Source organism: Lewinella sp. JB7 (assembly GCF_024297185.1).
In the GTDB taxonomy this organism is placed as follows: domain Bacteria; phylum Bacteroidota; class Bacteroidia; order Chitinophagales; family Saprospiraceae; genus Neolewinella.
In genome coordinates, this window is the sequence record NZ_JANCTD010000004.1 from 66,719 (window position 1) to 88,498 (window position 21,780).

A 21,780-nucleotide genomic window follows, 5' to 3' on the forward strand; every position below is an offset into this window, starting at 1 on the left:
GCCGGCCGATTGCCGCGCTAAACAAAAAAATTTGTCAGCTGAATACTAATCCCTCGATTTTAGGGTTTTACTAGGGATTCTAAGCAATTTGGAATTGTGTTGCAAGGCATTATGCCGCTGCAATGAAGTGTTTGTTCATAGTGTCTCTCTCAGTGTCGGTGCTCATCCCATAGTTTAGTTTTTTTGGGAATGAGCACCGGCTCCGCTATGTTTGGGATTGACATCCGGACCGTCACATACCTCCAAGGTTGAGCGGCCTCCGGTCCGAGACATACCCAGCCCCGTAATTATCCACAGCCTAGCTTACTTCACCCGCCGCGGCGTATGGATAGCACCAATGCCGGCCGTCCACAGCTTTTCATTCAGGGCGGGGACGCGGGAGCCCAGCAATTCCATTCCCTCGGTACGTAGCCGCTGCCATTCCTCTTCCAGCTCCCCCAATCGTTGCCGGGTAGGCTCGTTCACCCGGGGAAGAGCACTCTCGGCGTGGTTCAGCACGAAGAGATAATTCGCCGAGAACTTATTCTCGAAGTTCTCCACGTCGTCGTATGCTTTCGACTTGCGCTGGACCATGCGCTCGTCCCAGTCTTTCAGTTCTGCTAACACAGCCTCGGCCTCCGATCGTAGTTCCGGAAGCTTACGGTCCCCGAGTTCGTGTACTACCTCCTCGAGGTCTTCCCGCGCCGCCAGCAGATCGTTGATCAGGCGGTGCATCTCGTTGAGGTTCCGCTCGGCGGCCGCCATGAACGTATGGTAATCCGCGTATTCCTCCGCGCTGAGTCCGTATAGCGGGTTGGGCCGGATCGTCGCCGGTGTAGTGACCGTTCCCTCAGGGGTGGTAAGTTCGAGGGTATACCCACCCGGAGCGACCTTGTGCCCTCGGAAGCTCCCCTCGATGTAGGCGGTAGGAGCTCCGGTCAGGGGGGCGTAGCGCTGGTCCCAGACGAAGCGATTGATCCCACTTTTGGCCGGAAGGGTTACCGGGGCCGGCGGGCCGCCGGGGTAGGTAGTTACACTGTCGTCCTTCCGGTTGGTGAACGTGCGGACGACCTCCCCGCCGCCGTCCCGGATGGTGAGGCTGACCTCGTTGGTATCGGCCGACTCCGGCAGATAGTAGTACATCACCACCCCGGTCGCGGGATTGACCCCCCGCAGAGGATCCGTGGCTTCGGCATCGTCTCCGTTTCCGTCCAGTCCGCTCCGGGAGTTGGTGACCATACTCGGGGCGGGAGCGAACACTACGGGCTTGCGGTCTACCTTCCGGTACTGCCGCACCAGTTCCAGATCGTCCAGGATCCAGAAGGCGCGACCGGAAGTGGCTACGATAAGATCGTCGTGGGCGATCCGCAGATCGGTGATGGGGGTAAGGGGCAGGTTAAGGTTGAACCGCTGCCAGTCCTTACCCCCGTCGAAGGACACGTAAATGCCCGTCTCCGTACCGGCAAAGAGGAGATCCCGGCGGTCGGTATCTTCCCGGACCACCCGCGTATAGGCACCGTAGGGCAGATTGCCGGTGATATCGGTCCAGCTTTTACCGTAATTCGTGGTTTTCAGCAGGCGGGGGGTATGATCGTTAAACTTGTAGCGCGTGGTGGCGATGTAGGCCGTGCCGGCATCGTGGGGAGAAACCTCGATCGCGTTCACTAGGCTTTCCGGCAGATCCGCGGGGGTTACGTCGCTCCAATCCGCTCCGCCGTTACGGGTCAGTTGCACCTTTCCGTCGTCGGTACCCACCCAGATCACGCCGGCTTCGTGGGGCGAATCGGTCACGTAGCTGATGGTCCCGTAATTTTCGGCTCCCACCGCCTCTACGGTATAGGGTCCACCGCCCTTGATCTGCTTATCCTTCTGATTCCGGGTAAGGTCGGGGGAGGCTTCCTCCCAGGTCTTGCCCAGGTCACGGGTGCGCATCAGGTGCTGACTGGCGTGGTAGTACGTACCGGGCTCGTGTCGCGACCAGATGATCGGCGCATTCCAGTTGAAGCGGTACTTCATGTCGCTGGCGGCCCGCCCCAGGTACTGAATGGGCGCGGCCATGATGTTGGTACTGGCCTGGGCTTCGTTATCGAGCACCTCGATGGTTCCGAGGTAGCTGCCTCCGAGTACGTAGCGGGGGTTGTCGGGGTCAAAAGCCAGAAAGGCGCTCTCGCCCCCGGCCGAGGCGGACCAGTCGGCCGTCGTGATTCCCGAACTCCCCAACGACTGGCTGACGATGGCCACCGAGGTGTTGTCCTGCTGCCCCGCGTAGATGCGGTACGGGAACTGGTTGTCTACATTGATGCGGTAGAACTGACCGGTGGGCATATTATCCTGGGTCGACCAGCTTTTTCCGTAATTGAAGCTGATGGCCGCTCCCCCGTCGTTGGCGATGCAGAGGTTCCGGGGATTGTCGGGGTTGATCCACAGATCGTGGTAGTCGCCGTGGGTACCGCTGAGGGTCTCCCAGCTTTTTCCCCCGTCGATCGAGCGCATGGCCGAAGCACTGAGCACGTAGACCACGTTTTCGTTGGTGGGGTCGGCGAACACTTCGAGGTAGTACCAGGCCCGCTGGGTGAGCCGGTTGTCGTCGCTCACCTGGGTCCAGTTTGCTCCCGCGTTCTCCGACACGAACAATCCGCCCTTGTCCGCCTGGGAATCACTTTCGACGAGGGCGTAAACCTTGTTAGGATTGGACTGGCTTACCGTGATGGCCAGTTTTCCCTTCTCTCCGGGCAGACCTTCGGTCAGCTCCTTCCAGGTGGTACCGCCGTCGGTCGATTTATAAAAACCGCTGCCGGGTCCGCCGCTGACAACCTGCCAGGGCAGCCGTTGGTGGTGCCACATGGCCGCGTAGAGAACGTTCGGATCGGACAGGTCCATCGACAGTTCGGAAGCGCCGGTGAGGTCATTCACGTACAGCACCCGCTCCCAGTGCGTCCCGCCGTCTATAGTGCGGTAGACGCCCCGTTCCGGGTTGGGTCCGAAAAGTTGTCCCTGGGCGGCTACGTACACCACGTCGGGGTTGGTAGGATGAATGATGATGCGCGAGATATGCTGGGTTTCGGGCAGGCCCAAATGTTTCCAGCTCTTACCGCCGTCGGTAGACTTATAGACCCCGTCGCCGTGGGAAGTCATCACGCCGCGCGGAGCGTGCTCCCCCATACCGACATACACTACCCGGGGATGACTCCGGGAAACGGCCACCGCTCCCACGGACCCCGTGCCGAAGTAGCCATCGCTGACGTTGCTCCAGTGCTGTCCCGCATCCTCCGTTTTCCAGACGCCGCCGCCGGTCGTGCCCATATAGTACGTGAGGGGGTCGCCGGCTACGCCCGTGGCCGTGACCGACCGTCCGCCGCGAAAGGGACCGATACTACGGTACTGGAGGGGGGCGAAAAACCGGGCGACTTCCGACGTATCCGCCGGGGGCTGTGCGTGGGAAACGGAGAGCGATACGAAGAGAAGCAGAAAAAGTAGCTGGTGTCGCATAGGTTGGCTTGATTTCGGGGGATAAGTTACCACCTCACCAAGAACTCTGACCGGAAGGACCGCGCGGCCTTGTCCTTTTTTTCCGTTCTTTAACCCCCAGCTAACGTAAATCGATCACGCATGAAGCCACGCATCATCTGTTTTGGCGAGGTTCTCTGGGACCTCCTTCCCGAGCGGTCCATCATCGGGGGCGCGCCCCTCAACGTGGCCTACCATGCCGTCCGGCTTGGCGCCGATGCCGCCATCGTCAGCCGGGTGGGAAACGACGAGCGGGGACGTGACCTGCTGACCTTTTTAACGGACAAAGGCGTCGATACCCGCCTTATAGAGATCGACAACAATCGTCCGACCGGCACCGTGAAGGTGAACTTCCCTACCCCGGAATCGCCGGTGTACGAAATCGTGGAGGACGTAGCCTGGGATCACCTCATTGGCTCACAACAAACCGTTGCGGCAGTCGCCGGTGCCGACGCGCTGGTCTTCGGCAGCCTGGCGTGCCGCAGTCCGGCCAACCGGGAACTCCTGTTGTCCCTAATCGACCAATCGGCCTGCGCCGTCTTTGACGTCAATCTGCGCAAACCATTCTACGATAAGGCACTGATCCTTGAGCTGATCGGTCGCACGCACATCCTGAAAGTGAACGACGAGGAGTTGGAGCTCATCAGTGAGTGGCTCGAGCTATCGGGGCCCTGGCAGCACCGGCTTCGTGAACTGTACCGGCGGTACGACCTACGGGCCGTAATCCTGACCATGGGCGCCAGAGGCGCCGCCTGCCTGGATGAGGCGGGACTGACCGAGCAGGCCTGTTATTCCGTAAAAGTAGCCGACACTATCGGAGCGGGGGACACTTTCCTGGCGGCCTTTCTCACCCGCTACCTTGCAGGGGGGAGCCCGGCGGAAGCCCTGGACTTCGCCGCGGCGGCGGGGGCCCACACGGCATCCCGGGCGGGGGGCACACCTACCTACCGGCTGGAGGATGTGGAACGACTGCAACAGCGCCGCCGGGAAGGCAGCCCTACAACACAGCTGAATTAGGCGGGGGGTTCGGCCCGCTGATCTACCGTGTATTTGTAGCTTGGTCCCATAAGCTACGCCATGACCGATTTTGATCTTCGCCTTTTACCCGGGTGGATTGCCCTGCTGTTACTTGCCGGCTCCTGCGCGCCGCCGCCGCCCCCCGCGCCCGAACCCTTCGGCCCCCTACCCTCGGAAGCCCAATTGGAGTGGCACGCTATGGAGACCAACGCCTTCATCCACTTTACGACCAACACGTTCACCGACCTGGAATGGGGCTACGGGGACGAGCGCCCGGAAATTTTCGACCCGACCGAACTGGACGTGGACCAGTGGATGTCTACCCTCCGGGATGCCGGATTCAGGGGGGTGATCCTGACATCCAAACACCACGACGGCTTCACCCTCTGGCCCAGCGCGCACACCGACCACTCGGTCGAGCAAAGTCCGTGGGAGAACGGGCAGGGTGATATCGTCGGGCTGGTCGAGGAATCCGCCCGCGCGCACGGTATGAAGTTCGGCGTCTACCTTTCCCCCTGGGACCGCAACCACGCCAATTACGGCGACTCCACCTACATCACTTACTACCGCAATCAGCTGCGGGAGCTCTTCGAAAACTACGGTCCCATCTTCGAGATGTGGTTCGACGGCGCGAACGGAGGTGACGGCCATTACGGGGGGGCGGACGAGCGCAGGAGCATTGACGGCCAACACTACTACGACTGGCCTACGACGATCGCCATGGTACGTGAGCTGCAACCCGAGCCCCACACGATCATTTTCAGCGACGCGGGCCCGGACATTCGCTGGGTCGGTAACGAGCGGGGCGTAGCGGGCGAGCCGAACTGGAACACCATCGACCCCGACACCCTGTACGCCGGCAAGGCGGGCATCACCGAGCTGCTCAACCAGGGTACGGCCGGTGCCGATACCTGGATGCCGGCCGAGGTGGACGTATCCATTCGCCCGGGCTGGTTCTACCACCCCCGGGAAGACAGCCTGGTCAAAACGCCGCAACAATTGTTCGACATCTACCTGACCTCCGTGGGGCGGGGCTCCGTACTGCTCCTCAATATCCCCCCGGATCGCCGCGGACGTATTCACGAGCGGGACGTGGCCTCCCTGCGCGCGTGGCGGACCATGATCGACTCCACCTTTGCCGACGACCTCGCCGCCGCGGCAACGGCGCGGGGCGAGGCCTACCTCGGCATGCACGACGACTACGCCCCCGCCCGCGTCCTCGACGACGACCCGGATACGTACTGGGCCACGGAAGCCGACACGACTGCGGGCTCCCTGAGCCTTACCCTGACCGCGCCCGCCGAAATCGGATACGTCACCTTGCAGGAGCCTATCCGGCTGGGACAGCGCGTATCCGCCTTCCGGGTACTGGCCGAGGTGGACGGGGCGGTGCGGGAAATCGGTAGCGGACATACGATCGGCTATAAGCGCATTCTCCCCGTGGAGCGAGTGACGACGGACCGTATCGTGATCGAGATCACGGAAGCCCTGGCTCCGCCGTTGCTGTCACGGGTCTCGGTGTACTGATGGCTACGTACCCTACCGTAGGGTATTCACGATTTCCAGTCGTCGGTTGAGGCTGTCGCTGCCGTGCTTGAGTCCCCTCCGGGCCCCTTCGACGAAAACCCGGCGAATGTCGTCGTCTTCCACCTGGTCGGGCTCTACGTCCGCGTCGAGGAACTTTTCCCGTACGGCCAGCAGTCCCGCGCCGATCACGATGCCGTACAGGGGCTCCAGATTGAGCCAGGGCAACAGGGGGGCTTCCTCGGGGTCGAAGCGGCTTATCCAGGGATCGATATCCGGAATGAGGTCGGGGAGCGCCTCCAGTTCGTAGAAGATATCGAGGGTAAATTTGAGACGGCGGCACTGTCCGGCCTTACGTCCCAGCACGTCGGTGGCGTGGGTTCCGATTTCGTACAGCAGACTCGGATGGATGCGACCAAAATCAAGGTTTGCGTGACTGGTGGTCGCCTCGATCACGCGGTGATTGAAGGTCAGGTCCCAGATGTAGTGGGTGTTAAAGCACCGCTGCTGCTGGGGTCGTGCCAGATAGACGGCTGTATTGATGTAGTAGTGCTTGATCTGCTTGAGATGCTGTTGGCCGGTTGCCGTACTCATGAATCCGTTCAGCTTGGTGTAGTGCTCGGTGGTGCCCCGGTTGCCGTCAACATCGAAGATCTCCCCTACGAGGTTCACGTTGACGAAGTGGTGCCAGGTGGCGTCCGTCACGACCCGGCCGACGGACGCGCGGTGGCCGTCGTAGGCACTGATGGCACCAAAGGTCTGCGCCTGGGTGGCCTGTTTGCTGCCCGCCGTATTGCCGGCCGGCACGGTGGAATGGGCGATGACTTCGGGAGCCACGCCTCCGGGAAATTCGGGCGAGTTGTCGAGGTAGGTAGTTGTCAGGGAGGAAGGAGTTACGCATTCCCCCTCGTGGGGGTGATCGGGCAGCACGGTGATTTTACCGGAAGGGCTGCACAGGATCGGATGCGGATAGGTTTCCTTCCAGAACCAGCCTAATCGGTTGCTGTAGAGTTTGGGCGCGATCGTCTGGGGAACGTCGTCCGACTGGTCGTCAAACTGGGATCCTGCATCGTGCCCCGCCCGGTTGGTATCGTTGCGGTGGGGATCGGTCATCCCGACCTTGCCCGTCGCATTATCCCAGAGTCGCATGGCGCGTACCCGGAGCACGTTTCCGCACAGTCCGATTCCCAGGTTGCCGTGGTCACCCGTAGCAAAAACTCCGCCCCCGCCGTTCATGAAACCAGCCAGCGTGAGAAGTTCGGCATTGGTCAGTGCCCCGCCTCCGGAATCCGCGCCGAACAGCCACACCTGATCGTAGAGGTCTCCGGAAAAGTGGTCGGTATTGTCGAAGCGGAATTGGGGGATGGTCCGGTGGACCGCGATGCCGGGATCCCCGACGTTCGTACCCCGGTGTGCCAGGGTAATTTCGAAGCGTACGTAGTAGCGCTGGTCGTTGGTCAGCATTTGCACGAAGGTCGATAGTCCGAAATCGCCGGGGCCGAAGTCCAGGAAACCGTTCGTGACCAGCAGCACCCGCACCCGGCAGGGGCGCCGCCACCAGGGGTAGACCAGGCGGGGGTCCTTGAGCAATAATTCGTCGCGGTACCGCAGATGATCGAGCAGGGCCGGATGGAGGGTGAAGGAATCGTTCGGGGTACGCATGGGAGAGGAATTAGGGTGATCCCCACTCCCCCGCCCCGGACGCGGCCGGGGATTCGAGGGGTGAATTACACCGTTCATCGTCAAGCCCGGCAGCTAGTTACTAGACCGATCGTATATATTTTTAATTAATACCCACGTCCCAGATCGACCACGTATTCCAGCGGCTCGCCGCTGCGGAAGCGACGGAAGTTGTGCAAGAAGCGATCGATGATCAGCCGGTGTTCGTCCCGTGCTCCACCCGCACTGTGCTGAGTCAGGAGGGTGCGCGGCGCGGTCCAGAGCGGATCGTCTTCGGGCAGGGGTTCATGCCCGGTCACGTCCAGCACGGCGCCGCCGAGCTTGCCGGCCCGCAACTGCTCCAACAAGGCCGCTTCGTCAATCAGGCTACCCCGCCCGACGTTGACGAGTATACAGTGCGGGGCGAGGAGTGCCAGTCGGTCCGGTCCGAAAAGGCCTACGGTTTGCTCCGTTTCCGGAAGGGCGGCCACCACTACATCCGCCGCGGGTAGCCGGTTATCGAGCTCTTCCACGGTATAGAAATCGGCGCCCGAACCGCGACGGTGCCCCATGGTAGACACCATACAGCCGAAGCCCTGCAGCATTCGCCGCACGCTTCCCCCGATGTCTCCGTGTCCCAGCAGGATCACCTGGCTACCGGAAAGTTTGCCGAGCTCCGGTCGGATCAGGTCACCACGCCAGTGCCTTTCGCCCTTATCCCGGACAAAGGTGGGGATGCCCCGCACCAACGCCAGGATGCCGGCCAGGGCGGTTTCGGCGACCGGGATGCCAAAGACGCCGGCGCAATTCGTAATGGCAAAATTTAGGTCGCGATCGCTCAGCGTCGAGTAGGGGCGAAAACCGGCGGAGCTTAGCTGCGCCCACCGCAGTTGGTCGCTGGCCGTTAACCAGTCGGGGGGCACGTTGCCCAGCACGATCTCCGCGGCGAGAAATGCGGCGCGGCGTTCGGAGTCGGGAATGTCCTGTTCCAGGCAAAGTTCCTCCCCCGCGGACCGTGTGCGGAGGTACGCCACTTCGGTGAGGTTCAGGGGTAATTTGACGTAAATCATAGTCGCAAGTTACGTTTCACTCCAACGGGAATTACGGGCTCGTGGAATCACTTATCCGGGAGGCGACCCGCCGTGAGCGTGACCGGCCCGGCCAGTCCGGAGGGAACGGGATCCCAGCCGGAAGCATCGAAAATTCCGAGCGGACCGACGTTTTCCCTTAGGCGGGCCGGTAAGTTGACGTTGTAGAATTTTTTCCAGAATATTCCCTCGCGGTCCATTTGAATTATCCGGTTGATCCAGCGATTCGATACGTCGACCGTAAGGGTATTGTGTTCACGAAGCCGCTCGGCGGGTAGGGCTATCCGGTAGGTCGGACCGATGAGCGTCGCCAGGTGAGTACCGTTCAGACTTACCCGGGCGGTTTCGTGCACCCGACCCAGGTCGAGCAGATAGCCGGAAGCGGTGCCGGCGGGCCGGGGGAAGGTCGTCGTGTAGCGACCGGTACCGGAGAAATATCGATAAGCTGCCCCCGCTTCGCCGTTCCAAACCCGGGGAGCGGGTAGTTCGAGGGAAGGCGGAAGTAGGGCTCCTCCTTTGGTGAACTTCAATTGCCAGGTATCCCCCACGACCATCGGTTGTCCGGTCGCCCCGAAGTACGGCCACGGATCGCCGTCGACTGCTTTCGGACTTACCCACAGAAACACGGAACCGCCCCGCGGCACCTGAAGTCTCGCGCTTAGCGAATTAGCACTCACGACCGTCCGGGCTACGCCCCGGCTACCGGTCATCGGGTCGAACAGCACCGCCGCAGCGCCCGGAGCGGCCAGGGCAATCATATCATCCACGTCTTCAGCCGACCAGTTGCTGATGAAGTATAGCGTCCCCCCGGCGTAGTTTCTCCGGTTGAAGGTCAACCCCCGGGCTACCATGGACTCAACGTCGATTCCCCGCCGGGGGAGAACGGATAAGTAGTCGTCGGCGACTACGATCCCGGATTCAGCGGAGGTATTCGCGGCAATTTCGCGGGTCAAACTTTGAAATTCCCGCTCTCGCCGCTCCCATTCGTGGTAGCCGGGCACCGTAGTCGGTAGTGCTCCCTGGAATATTAGGGTCGCTCCGGCCCGGGCCAGTTCCGTCAGTTGTCGGAGGGTTTCCAGGGGCATAAATTCCGTTTTCGGCACGAGTACCGCCCCGTAGGTTCCCCCGGCCGTTCTGATGCCCGCCTCGTAGGTAGTTGTCCGTAGCTGGCGATCGGATATGAAGTCGAAGGTGTAGCCGGCCGCGAGCAGGGCCTCTCCCACTTCGGCTACCGGGGTTTCGTCCAGATGGGGCCCGTGACCGTCGAAGTGCTGCAATAGTTCCGGGCCGGGCGTAGCGTAGCGGTCGTAAGCGGGGAAGTAGAGCAGAATATCATTGTCGCTCGTTCCGCGTTGGAGCATTGACTGGACCCGGCTCACGTACGTATTCACCGCGGTCAGGTCATCCCACATGGGATGCCGATTATTCGCGTGGAAGGCGGCGTAGAACAGCCGACCGGGAAATTCGTCGTCCGGCGGAGAATACGCAGTGCCGTGGTAGACGAGGTGGTTTACCCCGTTCACAAGGTACTGATCGAGATTTGCCTTCAGATCCGCCCAGTTGGCTACGAAGTGCTCGTCCAGCCAGGTTGCGGCCTCCGCGCTGACCAGGGGTTTTCCGGTGACGTTAGCGGCCGAGGTGGCGAATTTGATGCGCAAGCTCTGGGTACCTTCCGTCTCCGGTATCGTGGAAGCGGCGTAGAGGTCGAGAATGTTAGCCGGAGAACCGTGGGCCTGGTTGCGAACGATAGCTCCCTTCCGCCCGGCCCACTCGGCCCACCCTGCCGTGAAATTTTCCAGAATGAGGTCGGAGAAGGTTTCCCGATAATCCGATAGCACGCGAGCGTTTTCCGCGGCGTCCGCCTCCCCGAACAGCGCCGGCAGATGCTCCCGCAGGTCGTAGCCGCGCCGCCGCTCGAATTCCTCCAGCAGGGCCGGTGTCCAGTTGGCCTGTCCCCGGGCGTCGTCCACCTCGTAGCTGTCGTTGAAGAAGGCCCTCAGCCCGCCGATGTTCTGCCCCCGAAATGCTTCGTCGAAGCGGCTTAGGTAGTTCGTGATGGCCTCCCCGGAAAAGTGATCGATCACGTTACCCTCCCCGCCGGGGGCCGCCCGCTCGACCATCTTGCCGTGCAGACCCCGAAAAAGAGCGTACAGTTTCCAGTTCCCTGCCGGTGCCGTCCAGTCCAGCGTACCGGAGTCGGCGACTTGGTCCGTGAGGTTGATGACCGCTCCGTCGGACCCGTAGGCCACTAGACTTATGAGCGGCAGAAAATCCGGAAACCGTAATTGATCGAGCGCCAATCCCTGCAGGTCGGCGTTACGTTTGATGTCGGGGTCGATGTCCTCGAGCGTAATCTCCGCCGGCGACTGCTTGTCTGCTTCTACCGGACTTGTAGCGGGGAGTTTTTCCACTCGCGCCGCGCGGTACCGCCGCAGCACCCGGTTTTCTACCCGCCGAAAAATCGGCTCCTGCCGGTACTCGATCTTATCCGCTAATTGTTGCCCCCCGGATAATTCGTAGGTCCGGTGCGCCAGATACTTGGCCGCATCCTCCCGTCCGACCCAGGGCCCGCCGAAGGGCCACCCCGTCCCCGTCGCCATGTCTACCCGCATACCTAAGCGATCGGCTTCCCGCAGCGTATGCCCGAGTAGTTCCATCCAGGCCGGCGAAAGGTAGCTCACGAAGCTTTCCTCTTCTCCGATCACGCCGAAGATGGGGGTAAGTTCTACCCCACCGAAGCCGGCTTCCCGTAGCGACTCCAGCTCGGCCGTAATACCCGCTTGGGTTACCGCGCTGCCGTGCCACCACCAGCGCGTCCAGATGCGGTTCTCCGAAGTTATTTCCGGCCAGTCGGGTATACGGGTGGACTCGCTTACCGTGCCCACGCACCCACTCAACGGAACCAGCATCGCCCAACAAACGGTATAAAAGAGGGTGGCTACGGTACGCATTGGATCAAGGTTGGCAACATTCAGGTAATACGGCGTGGTGATCGGTGCTTCCCAGGGAACTGGTCCGCGACAGGATTCACCCCGGGCCGGGCCTTCCGGGCGGATTGATGACACTCCGGAAGAACTTGCAGACAAATCGCTCTTGAATCCCGCACGCTCTCCTGGAATGAAATCACCGACTCACTTACTCGTGCAAGGTCCCCCGCCGGCTACGTTTTCTCTATGCAGCAATTAAGCAGTAGTCTTCAATTTGCACCAAGAAACGACATCCGGCCAATTGATGGATCAATAGCGTTTCGGACGATTTGATCCACCATTTGGTTTACCTTCGTCCCCTTCGTGTACAGCCTACGCCGCGGACGATCCGTTCCTTGGCTACCTGACGACCTATTGGTCGGTCATCTATACCCCCACTCACCCGTCACACATCAACCCCATTCATAATGCATTTTAACTCACTATTCCTGCTCGTAGCGGTGGCCCTGTTCCTTCCGTCCTGCGATACCGACGAGGAAAATACGTCACCCGAGAGCTCCATTGTCGGCAGCTGGTCGATAGATGACGGAACCGGTAGCGGTAAGACAACCACTACATACCAGGGCGAAACGTACGTCGTCGACTTTACGAATCGCCTGGTCGAGCCTACCGACTTCATCATGAACTTCCACGCGAACGGTACCGTAAACAGTCAGGGAACCCTGACCATGGAGACGACTACGACCTACAATGGCCAGTCCGAGGTACATACCAATACCATGAGCGACCTCTTCGGCGAAGGGGAATACGAGGTGCAGGGCAATACCCTCCGTGCCTGGACCGATCAGAGCGAAGCCAGCGAAATGACCATCCTGACGCTTACCGAAACAGAGTTGGTCCTGGAGGCCAGTGGCACGCAAACCCAGATAAAGGACGGCGCGGAGGCCCGTAGCGAGCAAACCATCACTTACACCTGTACGCGGGTCCTCTAGCCACCGGTTACTCATACACACATAACAAACGCCCCGCCGGAAGCTTCCGGCGGGGCGTTGTTCATGTTGTCGGTACGGGCCTATTCGGCGGGTTCCTCGGTAGCCAGTTCGGCTTCTTCGGCGGCGCGGGCGGCGGCTTCCTCCTCGGCGAAGGCGGCCTGCCGGGCTTCCCAGGCTTCCTGCTGTTCCTTCGTCGTGACGAAGAGGCGGTCGTATTTCCGCATACCGGTACCGGCGGGGATCCGCTTGCCGACAATGACGTTCTCCTTCAGTCCCTCCAGGTAGTCGCGCTTGGCGGCAATGGCGGCGGTGGAGAGGACCTTAGTAGTTTCCTGGAACGAGGCGGCACTGATCCAGCTCGGAGTTCCGAGGCTCGACTTCGTAATACCCTGCAGCAGGGGGAAGGAGGTAGCGGCCTGCGCATCCCGGAAGGCGACGCTCTTAAGGTCGTTACGCTTCAGGTAGCTGTTCTCCTCACGAACTTGGCGCATCGTGACGATCTGCCCTTCCTTGAGCTTCTCGCTATCGCCGGCGTCGGTGATGACCTTCTTATCGAAAATCCAGTCGTTCTGCTCGAAGAATTCGTAGCGCTCGACGGCCTCTCCTTCCAGGAAGGTGGTGTCGCCGCTGTCCACGATCTCCACGCGGCGCATCATCTGACGCACGATGGCTTCGATGTGCTTGTTGTTGATCGTGATACCCTGCGAACGGTACACTTCCTGTACGCCGTTGACCAGATGGGTCTGTACGGCGAAGGGGCCTTTGATGTCGAGAATGTCCCGGGGAGCAATCGCTCCGTCGGAGAGTGGCATTCCCGCGCGGACGAAATCCTGATCCTGGACAAGAATGTGCTTGCTCAGGTTGATGAGGTACTTGCGCTTCTGTCCGTCCTTCGCCTCCACGATCAGTTCGCGGTTACCGCGCTTGATCTTTTTGGAGAAGGTGACGACTCCGTCGATCTCGGAGACCACGGCGGGGTTGCTGGGGTTACGGGCTTCGAAGAGTTCCGTTACCCGGGGCAGACCACCGGTGATGTCCGCGATCTTACCCAGTTTCCGGGGGATCTTGACGATCTTTTCTCCGATGGCAACCTCGGCGCCGTCCTCGATGCTGATGTAGGCACCTACGGGCAGGTTGTAGCTCCGCAGCTCCTCTCCGTCCCTGCTCAGGATGGAGATGGTGGGGATCTTCTTCCGGTCCCGGGTTTCGATGACCACCTTCTCCTCGAAGCCGGTCTGATCATCCCGCTCGGTCCGGAAAGTGACGCCCTCGTCAATGTCGCTGAAGCGGGCAATACCCTTGAATTCGGAAATGATCACCGCGTTGTAGGGATCCCATTCGACGATCACGTCGCCCTTCTTGATGTCCTGACCGTCCTTCACGTGGATGGTACCGCCGTAGGGAAGGTGCTGGGTGGCGTAAACCTTGCCGCTTTCCGGATCGACGATCTTGATCTCGCCGGACCGGGACAGCACGACGTCCTGCTTATCGCCCATTTCGTTCTCGGCCGTGACTACACGAACACCGTCAAAGACGACCTTACCGTTGAACTTGGAAACGAGTTCGCTTTCCTGCCGGGTAACCGAAGCGATACCACCGACGTGGAACGTCCGGAGCGTCAGCTGGGTACCGGGTTCCCCGATCGACTGGGCGGCGATGATACCGACGGCATCCCCCATTTCCGCCTTGCGGCCGGTAGCGAGGTTCTTGCCGTAGCACTTCGCGCAAACTCCCCGCTTCACCTCACAAGTGAGGACGGAGCGGATGGTTACTTCCTCGATGCCCTCGTCTTCGATGTACTTAGCGGTGCGATCGTCGATGTATTCATCGGCCTTTACGATCACCTCATCGGTAACGGGGTGGACGATTTCGTGGAGGGAGTAGCGACCGGCGATGCGGCTGGTCAGGCTCTCCACAACCTTATCGTTCTCCTTCAGGGCGGAAGTATCAATACCACGGAGGGTTTCACAGTCATCTTCCATGACCACCACGTCCTGGGCGACGTCGACAAGACGACGGGTCAGGTAACCGGCATCGGCGGTCTTGAGGGCCGTATCGGCCAGACCCTTACGGGCACCGTGGGTGGAGATGAAGTATTCGAGTACCGACAGACCATCCACGAAGTTGGAGAGGATCGGGTTTTCGATAACGGCCGGGCCACTGTCGTTCGACTTCTTCGGCTTGGCCATCAGTCCACGAAGTCCGCACAGCTGCTTGATCTGCTGAGTGGAACCCCGGGCACCGCTATCCAGCATCATGTAGACCGAGTTGAAGCCCTGCTTGTGCGTGGCCAACTCCTGCATGAGGGTGTTGGTGATCTGGTTGTCAGCGTACGTCCACTTATCGATGATCTGGTTGTAGCGCTCGTTGTTGGTGATCAGACCCATGTTGAAGTTGTCCATCACCTCGTCCACTTCGGTGCGGGCCTGGGTAAGAACATCCTGCTTAACGGACGGGGTGATGAGGTCACCGAGGTTGAAGGACAGACCGCCCTTAAATGCCCAGGTGAAGCCCATGTCCTTGATCTTATCAAGGAAGGTGGCCGTGATGGCGAAGTTGGACCGCTCGAGGATATCGGCGATGACCAGCTTCAGGTTCTTCTTCGTGAGCAGTACGTTTACGAAAGGCATGCCCTTCGGGACGGCACTGTTAAACATCACGCGACCGGTAGTGGTCTCGATGAGTTTCAGCTTCATTTTGCCGTTCTCGTCTTCCTGGGGTACGCGGCAGTGAATGACGGCGTGGAGGTCAAGTTGTCCCTCGTTGTAGGCGATCATCACCTCCTCGGAACTATAGAACTTACGTCCTTCACCCTTCACCTTGACGTCACCTTCGCTGCGGCGCTGCTTGGTAATGTAGTACAGACCGAGTACCATATCCTGGGAAGGAAGTGTCACGGGCGTACCGTTCTGCGGGTTGAGCATATTGTGGGCCGAAAGCATCAGCACCTGGGCCTCCAGAATGGCGGCCTGGCTCAGCGGCACGTGAACGGCCATCTGGTCACCGTCGAAGTCGGCGTTGAAGGCCGAACAAACGAGGGGGTGCAGTTGGATCGCCTTGCCCTCGATCAGTTTAGGCTGGAAGGCCTGGATCGAAAGACGGTGCAGCGTCGGCGCCCGGTTGAGCATGACGGGGTGGCCACGCAGGATGTTCTCCAGGATTTCCCAGATCACGGGCTCCTTACGGTCAACCAGCTTCTTAGCGGATTTAACCGTCTTGACGATACCGCGCTCGATGAGCTTACGGATGATGAACGGTTTGAAGAGCTCGGCGGCCATTCCTTTCGGAATACCACACTCGTGCAGCTTCAGGGTAGGACCTACTACGATAACCGAACGGCCGGAGTAATCGACCCGCTTACCGAGCAGGTTCTGACGGAAGCGTCCCTGCTTGCCCTTCAGGATATCGGACAGCGACTTCAGCGCACGACCACCCTCGGCCTTCACGGCGTTGGACTTCCGGCTATTGTCGAAGAGGCTATCGACGGCTTCCTGCAGCATCCGCTTTTCGTTGCGGAGAATGACTTCGGGAGCCTTGATCTCTAGCAGGCGCTTCAGGCGGTTGTTGCGGATGATGACCCGGCGGTACAGATCGTTAAGGTCGGAGGAGGCGAAACGGCCACCGTCCAGGGGCACCAGCGGGCGCAGTTCCGGCGGAACGACGGGCAGGTACTGGATGATGGTCCACTCCGGCTTGTTGGTCACGTTCTCCTGTGCGTCGCGGAAAGCTTCCACTACGCGGAGGCGCTTAAGGGCCTCGCTCTTCCGCTGCTGGCTGGTTTCCGTATTGGCCTGGTGGCGCAACTGGAAGCTGAGCTCGTCGAGTTTGAGACCTTCGAGCAGGTCCCGGATCGCCTCGGCGCCCATTTTGGCTACGAACTTGTCGGGGTGACCGTCTTCGAGCTGCTGATTTTCGGGCGGCAGGGTTTCGAGGATGTCGAGATACTGCTCCTCCGTGAGGAGAGTCTTGTGCATGATCTCTTCACTCTCCCGGATTCCGGGATTGATCACGACGTAACGCTCGTAATAGATGATGCTTTCCAGGTGCTTCGAGCTGAAGCCAAGGAGGTAGGCGATCTTATTGGGCAGCGACTTGAAGAACCAGATGTGGACGACGGGCACGACCAGGCGGATGTGTCCCATACGCTCACGCCGCACCTTTTTCTCCGTGACTTCGACCCCACAGCGGTCACAGACGATGCCCTTGTACCGGATACGCTTGTACTTACCACAGTAGCACTCGTAATCCTTGACGGGGCCGAAGATACGCTCGCAGAAAAGTCCATCACGTTCCGGCTTATAGCTGCGGTAGTTGATGGTCTCGGGCTTCAGCACCTCACCGTAGCTGCGTTCCAGGATATCGTCCGGGCTCGACAGGCTGATGGTGATCGCATCGAAGTCCTGCTTCTGGAGGTTGTTACTCTTCTTAAATGCCATAGTTTATTTTATAGGGAAGGTTGGCGGGGGCGCGGGTGCAATGCTCCTGCGTCCCCGCCTAACCTTAGTTTTCAAAATACCCTGCTCCCGTCGGAGCGGGGAACCCGACGGTTTAGTCGAACTTGACGTCCAGGGCCAGTCCACGGAGTTCGTGTACCAGTACGTTGAACGATTCGGGGATATTCGGCTCGGGAAGGTTGTCGCCCTTAACGATGGCCTCGTATGCCTTGGCCCGTCCCTGAATATCGTCCGACTTGATCGTGAGCAGCTCCTGCAGGATGTTGGAGGCACCGAAGGCTTCGAGCGCCCATACTTCCATCTCACCGAAGCGCTGACCACCGAACTGCGCCTTACCACCGAGCGGCTGCTGGGTAATGAGCGAGTAGGGGCCGATGGAGCGAGCGTGCATCTTGTCGTCAACCATGTGGCTGAGTTTAAGCATGTAGATCACGCCGACCGTAGCCTGCTGGTGGAAGCGGTCACCCGTTTCTCCATCGAAGAGGTACGCCTGGCCGAGCGTAGGCAGCTTGGCCTTCTGAATGTACTCCTCGATCTCATCCTGGCTCGCCCCGTCGAAGATGGGGGTAGCGAACTTCATGCCGAGCTTTTCACCGGCCCAACCGAGAACGGTCTCGAAGATCTGTCCCAGGTTCATCCGGGAGGGTACACCGAGGGGGTTCAGGATGATGTCGACGGCCGTACCGTCTTCCAGGAAGGGCATGTCCTCATCGCGGACGATGCGGCTTACGATTCCCTTGTTACCGTGGCGACCGGCCAGCTTATCACCCACCTTCAGCTTGCGCTTCTTGGCGAGGTAAACCTTGGCCAGCTTAAGTACCCCGGCGGGGAGCTCGTCACCAACGCTGATGTTGAACGTCTCGCGCTTGTAGCGACCGACTTCCTCGTTGACCTTGATGCTGTAGTTGTGCAGCAGGCGGGCGATGAGGCTGTTAAGCTCGTCGCTCGTGGTCCAACCGCTGTAGTCGATGGTCGTGTAGTCGACCTCCCGCAGCAGGCTCTGGGTGAACTTCTCTCCCTTGGGCACGACGACCTCACCGTAGATGGTGTTGACGCCCTGGCTGGCCCGTCCGCGAATCAGCTTATCCAGCTTATCGACGAGGAGGGTTTTCAGATTGTTGAGGTTCACCTTGTGCTCGTCCTCCAGCTTCTGCAGTTCGATCTTCTCGGCGTCCTTCTGGGCCTGCTCCTTCTTGGTGCGGCTGAAGAGGTCCTTTCCAATCACCACGCCCTTCAGGGAAGGGCTGGCCTTGAGGGAGGCGTCCTTCACATCACCGGCCTTGTCGCCGAAGATGGCACGGAGAAGTTTTTCTTCCGGCGTGGGATCGCTTTCCCCCTTCGGGGTAATCTTACCGATGAGAATATCACCTTCCTTCACCCAGGCTCCGACCCGGATGATACCGTTCTCGTCGAGGTCCTTGGTGGCTTCCTCACTAACGTTGGGGATGTCATTGGTCAGTTCTTCCTCGCCCAGTTTGGTATCGCGCACGTCGAGTTCGAAGTGTTCGATGTGGAGGCTGGTGAAGATATCCTCCCGAACGACGCGCTGGCTGAGCACGATGGCATCCTCGAAGTTGTATCCCTTCCAGGGCATGAAGGCCACCTTCAGGTTCTGTCCGAGGGCCAGTTCGCCTTTCTCCGTGGCGTATCCGTCACAAAGAATGTCGCCTTCCTTTACCTTCTGTCCGCGACGGACGATCGGCTTCAGGTTCACGCAGGTTCCCTGGTTGGTCCGCAGGAATTTCGTGAGGCGGTAGGTTTTGGTATCGTCGTCGAAGGACACCTGACGGTCTTCCTCCGAGCGCTCGTAGCGCACGATGATCTCGTTGGCATCGACGTATTCCACTACCCCATCGCCTTCGGCGTTGATGAGCATGCGGCTGTCACGGGCTACCTTTCCTTCGAGGCCGGTACCCACGATGGGGCTGGCCGGCTTCAGCAGGGGAACGGCCTGACGCTGCATGTTCGATCCCATCAGGGCACGGTTGGCGTCGTCGTTCTCCAGGAAGGGGATCATCGAAGCGGATACTCCCACGATCTGGTTCGGAGCCACGTCCATGAATTCGATCTCCGCGGGTTCGAGGACCGGGAAGTCGCCGTGGTCACGCGCCTTGACGCGGTCGCTGGTGAAGGCTCCCTTTTCGTTGATCGTGGCGTTGGCCTGGGCGATCTTCTTGAAGTCTTCCCCTTCGGCACTCAGGTAGATCGGATCTCCTTCCATAACCACCTGGCTGTCGGCGACGGCGCGGTAGGGGGTTTCGAGGAAGCCCATCTTATTGACCTTCGCGTGGACGCAGAGGGTGGATATCAGACCGATGTTCGGTCCTTCCGGCGTTTCAATCGTACAGAGACGACCGTAGTGACTGTAGTGGACGTCCCGTACCTCAAAGCCGGCACGTTCGCGGCTCAGACCACCGGGTCCGAGGGCGGAAATCCGCCGCTTGTGGGTGATTTCGGACAGCGGGTTTGTCTGGTCCAGGAACTGGCTCAGCTGGCTGGTACCGAAGAAGGAGTTGATGACGCTAGACAGGGTACGCGCGTTGATCAGGTCGATCGGCGTGAATACCTCGTTGTCGCGGACGTTCATGCGCTCCCGGATCGTACGGGCCATACGGGCCAGTCCGACACCAAACTGAGCGTACAACTGCTCCCCTACCGTACGTACCCGGCGGTTGCTGAGGTGATCGATATCGTCGATCTCCGCGCGCTGGTTCATCAGACCTACGAGGTACTTCACGATGGCGATGATGTCCTCCTTGGTCAGTACCAGGGTCTCGTCGTCGGTACCGGCGTTGAGCTTACGGTTGATCTTGTAGCGTCCGACCTCACCGAGATTGTAACGCTTGTCGCTGAAGAAGAGCTTGTCGATGATACCGCGGGCGGTCTCTTCGTCGGGGGGATCGCTGCCCCGCAGTTGGCGGTAGATGTACTGAACGGCTTCGATCTCGCTGCTGGAAGGATCCTTCTGCAGGGTATTGTAGATGATGCTGTAGTCCATTCCCACATCCTCCTTCTGCAGGATGATGTTTTCGATGCCGTCGGCACTGAGAATGTCCTCGATGTTGTCTTCCGTCAGAACCGTATCCCGTTCCAGGATAATTTCGTTCCGTTCCAGAATGACGAGTTCGCCGGTATCTTCGTCGACGAAGTCTTCCGTCCAGGCACGCAGCACCCGGGCGGCAAGCTTACGGCCGATAGCGGCGGTGAGAGCTTCGCGGGTGTTGGCTACTTCGTCGGCCAGGTCGAACAGGTCGAGGATCGACTTATCCGAGTCGTAGCCGATGGCGCGCAGCAGGGTCGTGACGGGGAACTTCTTCTTGCGGTCGATGTAGGTGTACATGACCGTGTTGATGTCGGTCGCGAATTCCATCCAGGCTCCCTTGAAGGGAATGACGCGGGCGGAGTAGATCGCCGTGCCGTTGGGGTGGAAATTCTGGCCGAAGAACACGCCGGGGCTCCGGTGTAGCTGGGAGACGATGACCCGTTCGGCGCCGTTGATGACGAAGGTACCCTTCGGCGTCATGTAGGGGATGTTTCCGAGGAATACATCCTGAACGATCGTCTTAAAGTCAACGTGCTCCTCGTCGTTACACGAGAGGCGCAGTTTGGCCTTCAGGGGCACGCTGTAGGTGAGTCCGCGTTGCATACACTCCTCGATGGTGTAGCGCGGGGGGTCAACGAAATAATCCAGGAACTCCAGATTGAAGATGTTCCTGGTATCGGAGATGGGGAAGTTTTCCTGGAAAACCCGGTAGAGCCCTTCGAGTGCCCGATTTTCGGGGGTGGTCTCCAGCTGGAAGAATTCCTGGAAGGATTTTAGTTGAATTTCTAGAAGATCGGGGGAATGATCGGTTAGCTTAATCTTACCGAAGCTCACCCGTTGCTCTTCGGCGTTAAGGATCTGGCCGTTTGACGTCATTAGCAGTTTTCCTTTATATTTAACCCGGATAGCCTTCCGCGGTGGCTTGGATCCAGGAGTATGGTATGTGTTCCGGAGGAAATTCTCCGGAGGGTATGGGGCATTGCGAAGAAACACAACAGAATCTGCCCCGAATTAGTTTCGCACGCAGGCGATTTCTTATACGCGAATGGCCCAGCCAGACCGTTGTCCGCTAAGCCTATCAAAACGAGGAAGAAGCGGGGGACGCTACCGGTTTGGCAACGCCCCCGCGCTTATATCCTTTCGAAGGGAGCGACTGAATTACTTCAGTACGACCGTAGCACCGGCCTCCTCGAGAGCGGCCTTGATGCTTTCACCTTCGGCCTTGTCAACACCGGACTTGAGCGTGGCGGGAGCGCCATCGACCATTTCCTTTGCGTCCTTAAGACCGAGACCGAGCAGGGTCTTCACTTCCTTCACGACCTTCAGCTTGCTGCCACCGGCAGATTCCAGGATCACGTCGAATTCGGTTTGCTCAGCGGCGGCTTCGCCACCGGCTTCACCACCTCCTCCACCGGCTACCGCTACGGCGGCGGCGGCGGGCTCGATGCCGTGTTCGTCTTTCAGGATCTGCAGGAGCTCGGTAACGTCCTTAATGGTAAGTTCTACGAGCTGGTCGGCAATTGCTTTTACGTCTGCCATAATAAAAATGTATTTAATAGTGATTTGCGAGTCTCGCCACCGTGAGTGGCG

Annotated in this window: 10 protein-coding genes; 3 read left to right on the plus strand and 7 right to left on the minus strand. The window is 59.8% G+C overall.

Features of this window, described 5'->3' with window-relative positions; translation table 11 throughout:
- Window positions 1-303: 303 nt before the first annotated feature.
- Window positions 304-3,468: a glycosyl hydrolase gene (locus NMA52_RS08515; protein ID WP_254827242.1), complete on the minus strand. Its 3,165-nt coding sequence runs from the start codon at window positions 3,466-3,468 to the stop codon at window positions 304-306.
- Between the two features lie 120 nt (window positions 3,469-3,588).
- Between NMA52_RS08515 and NMA52_RS08520 the strand changes: the two genes are divergently transcribed.
- Together NMA52_RS08520 and NMA52_RS08525 are read left to right on the plus strand one after the other, a co-directional pair.
- On the plus strand, window positions 3,589-4,503 hold the full coding sequence (locus tag NMA52_RS08520; protein ID WP_254827243.1) for a carbohydrate kinase: 915 nt from the start codon (window positions 3,589-3,591) through the stop codon (window positions 4,501-4,503).
- Between the two features lie 60 nt (window positions 4,504-4,563).
- A complete protein-coding gene (locus tag NMA52_RS08525; protein ID WP_254827244.1) occupies window positions 4,564-6,030 on the plus strand; it encodes an alpha-L-fucosidase in 1,467 nt (488 codons plus the stop codon).
- A 12-nt stretch (window positions 6,031-6,042) separates the two neighbouring features.
- On the opposite strand, the gene NMA52_RS08530 is transcribed toward NMA52_RS08525, so the two are convergent.
- The 3 genes from NMA52_RS08530 to NMA52_RS08540 form a co-directional block, all read right to left on the minus strand.
- On the minus strand, window positions 6,043-7,689 hold the full coding sequence (locus tag NMA52_RS08530; RefSeq protein ID WP_254827245.1) for a hypothetical protein: 1,647 nt from the start codon (window positions 7,687-7,689) through the stop codon (window positions 6,043-6,045).
- Between the two features lie 125 nt (window positions 7,690-7,814).
- Window positions 7,815-8,756, minus strand: coding sequence for a D-2-hydroxyacid dehydrogenase (locus tag NMA52_RS08535; RefSeq protein WP_254827246.1), 942 nt, complete (start codon window positions 8,754-8,756; stop codon window positions 7,815-7,817).
- A 47-nt stretch (window positions 8,757-8,803) separates the two neighbouring features.
- Window positions 8,804-11,725, minus strand: coding sequence for a glycosyl hydrolase (locus NMA52_RS08540; RefSeq protein WP_254827247.1), 2,922 nt, complete (start codon window positions 11,723-11,725; stop codon window positions 8,804-8,806).
- Between the two features lie 443 nt (window positions 11,726-12,168).
- On the opposite strand from NMA52_RS08540, the gene NMA52_RS08545 reads away from it, so the two are divergent.
- Window positions 12,169-12,693 carry a hypothetical protein gene (locus tag NMA52_RS08545; protein WP_254827248.1) on the plus strand — a complete coding sequence of 175 codons (525 nt, stop codon included), beginning with the start codon at window positions 12,169-12,171 and terminating at the stop codon, window positions 12,691-12,693.
- An 80-nt stretch (window positions 12,694-12,773) separates the two neighbouring features.
- Here the strand turns inward: NMA52_RS08545 and rpoC are convergent, their stop codons facing one another.
- From rpoC to rplL, 3 genes are all read right to left on the minus strand, one after another.
- Window positions 12,774-17,129 (minus strand): DNA-directed RNA polymerase subunit beta', encoded by a 4,356-nt coding sequence (gene rpoC, locus NMA52_RS08550; RefSeq protein WP_254827249.1) that lies wholly within the window; start codon window positions 17,127-17,129, stop codon window positions 12,774-12,776.
- 112 nt (window positions 17,130-17,241) lie between these two features.
- Window positions 17,242-21,066 (minus strand): DNA-directed RNA polymerase subunit beta, encoded by a 3,825-nt coding sequence (rpoB, locus tag NMA52_RS08555; RefSeq protein ID WP_254827250.1) that lies wholly within the window; start codon window positions 21,064-21,066, stop codon window positions 17,242-17,244.
- A 282-nt stretch (window positions 21,067-21,348) separates the two neighbouring features.
- Window positions 21,349-21,729, minus strand: a complete 381-nt coding sequence (rplL, locus tag NMA52_RS08560) for a 50S ribosomal protein L7/L12 (protein ID WP_254827251.1) — start codon at window positions 21,727-21,729, stop codon at window positions 21,349-21,351.
- Window positions 21,730-21,780: the final 51 nt, after the last annotated feature.

Bases quoted from the DNA above. Each gene is read 5' to 3' on its own strand.
- NMA52_RS08515 (WP_254827242.1), bottom strand. From the start codon at position 3,468: ATGCGACACCAGCTACTTTTTCTGCTTCTCTTCGTATCGCTCTCCGTT.
- NMA52_RS08520 (WP_254827243.1), top strand. From the start codon at position 3,589: ATGAAGCCACGCATCATCTGTTTTGGCGAGGTTCTCTGGGACCTCCTT.
- NMA52_RS08525 (WP_254827244.1), top strand. From the start codon at position 4,564: ATGACCGATTTTGATCTTCGCCTTTTACCCGGGTGGATTGCCCTGCTG.
- NMA52_RS08530 (WP_254827245.1), bottom strand. From the start codon at position 7,689: ATGCGTACCCCGAACGATTCCTTCACCCTCCATCCGGCCCTGCTCGAT.
- NMA52_RS08535 (WP_254827246.1), bottom strand. From the start codon at position 8,756: ATGATTTACGTCAAATTACCCCTGAACCTCACCGAAGTGGCGTACCTC.
- NMA52_RS08540 (WP_254827247.1), bottom strand. From the start codon at position 11,725: ATGCGTACCGTAGCCACCCTCTTTTATACCGTTTGTTGGGCGATGCTG.
- NMA52_RS08545 (WP_254827248.1), top strand. From the start codon at position 12,169: ATGCATTTTAACTCACTATTCCTGCTCGTAGCGGTGGCCCTGTTCCTT.
- rpoC (WP_254827249.1), bottom strand. From the start codon at position 17,129: ATGGCATTTAAGAAGAGTAACAACCTCCAGAAGCAGGACTTCGATGCG.
- rpoB (WP_254827250.1), bottom strand. From the start codon at position 21,066: ATGACGTCAAACGGCCAGATCCTTAACGCCGAAGAGCAACGGGTGAGC.
- rplL (WP_254827251.1), bottom strand. From the start codon at position 21,729: ATGGCAGACGTAAAAGCAATTGCCGACCAGCTCGTAGAACTTACCATT.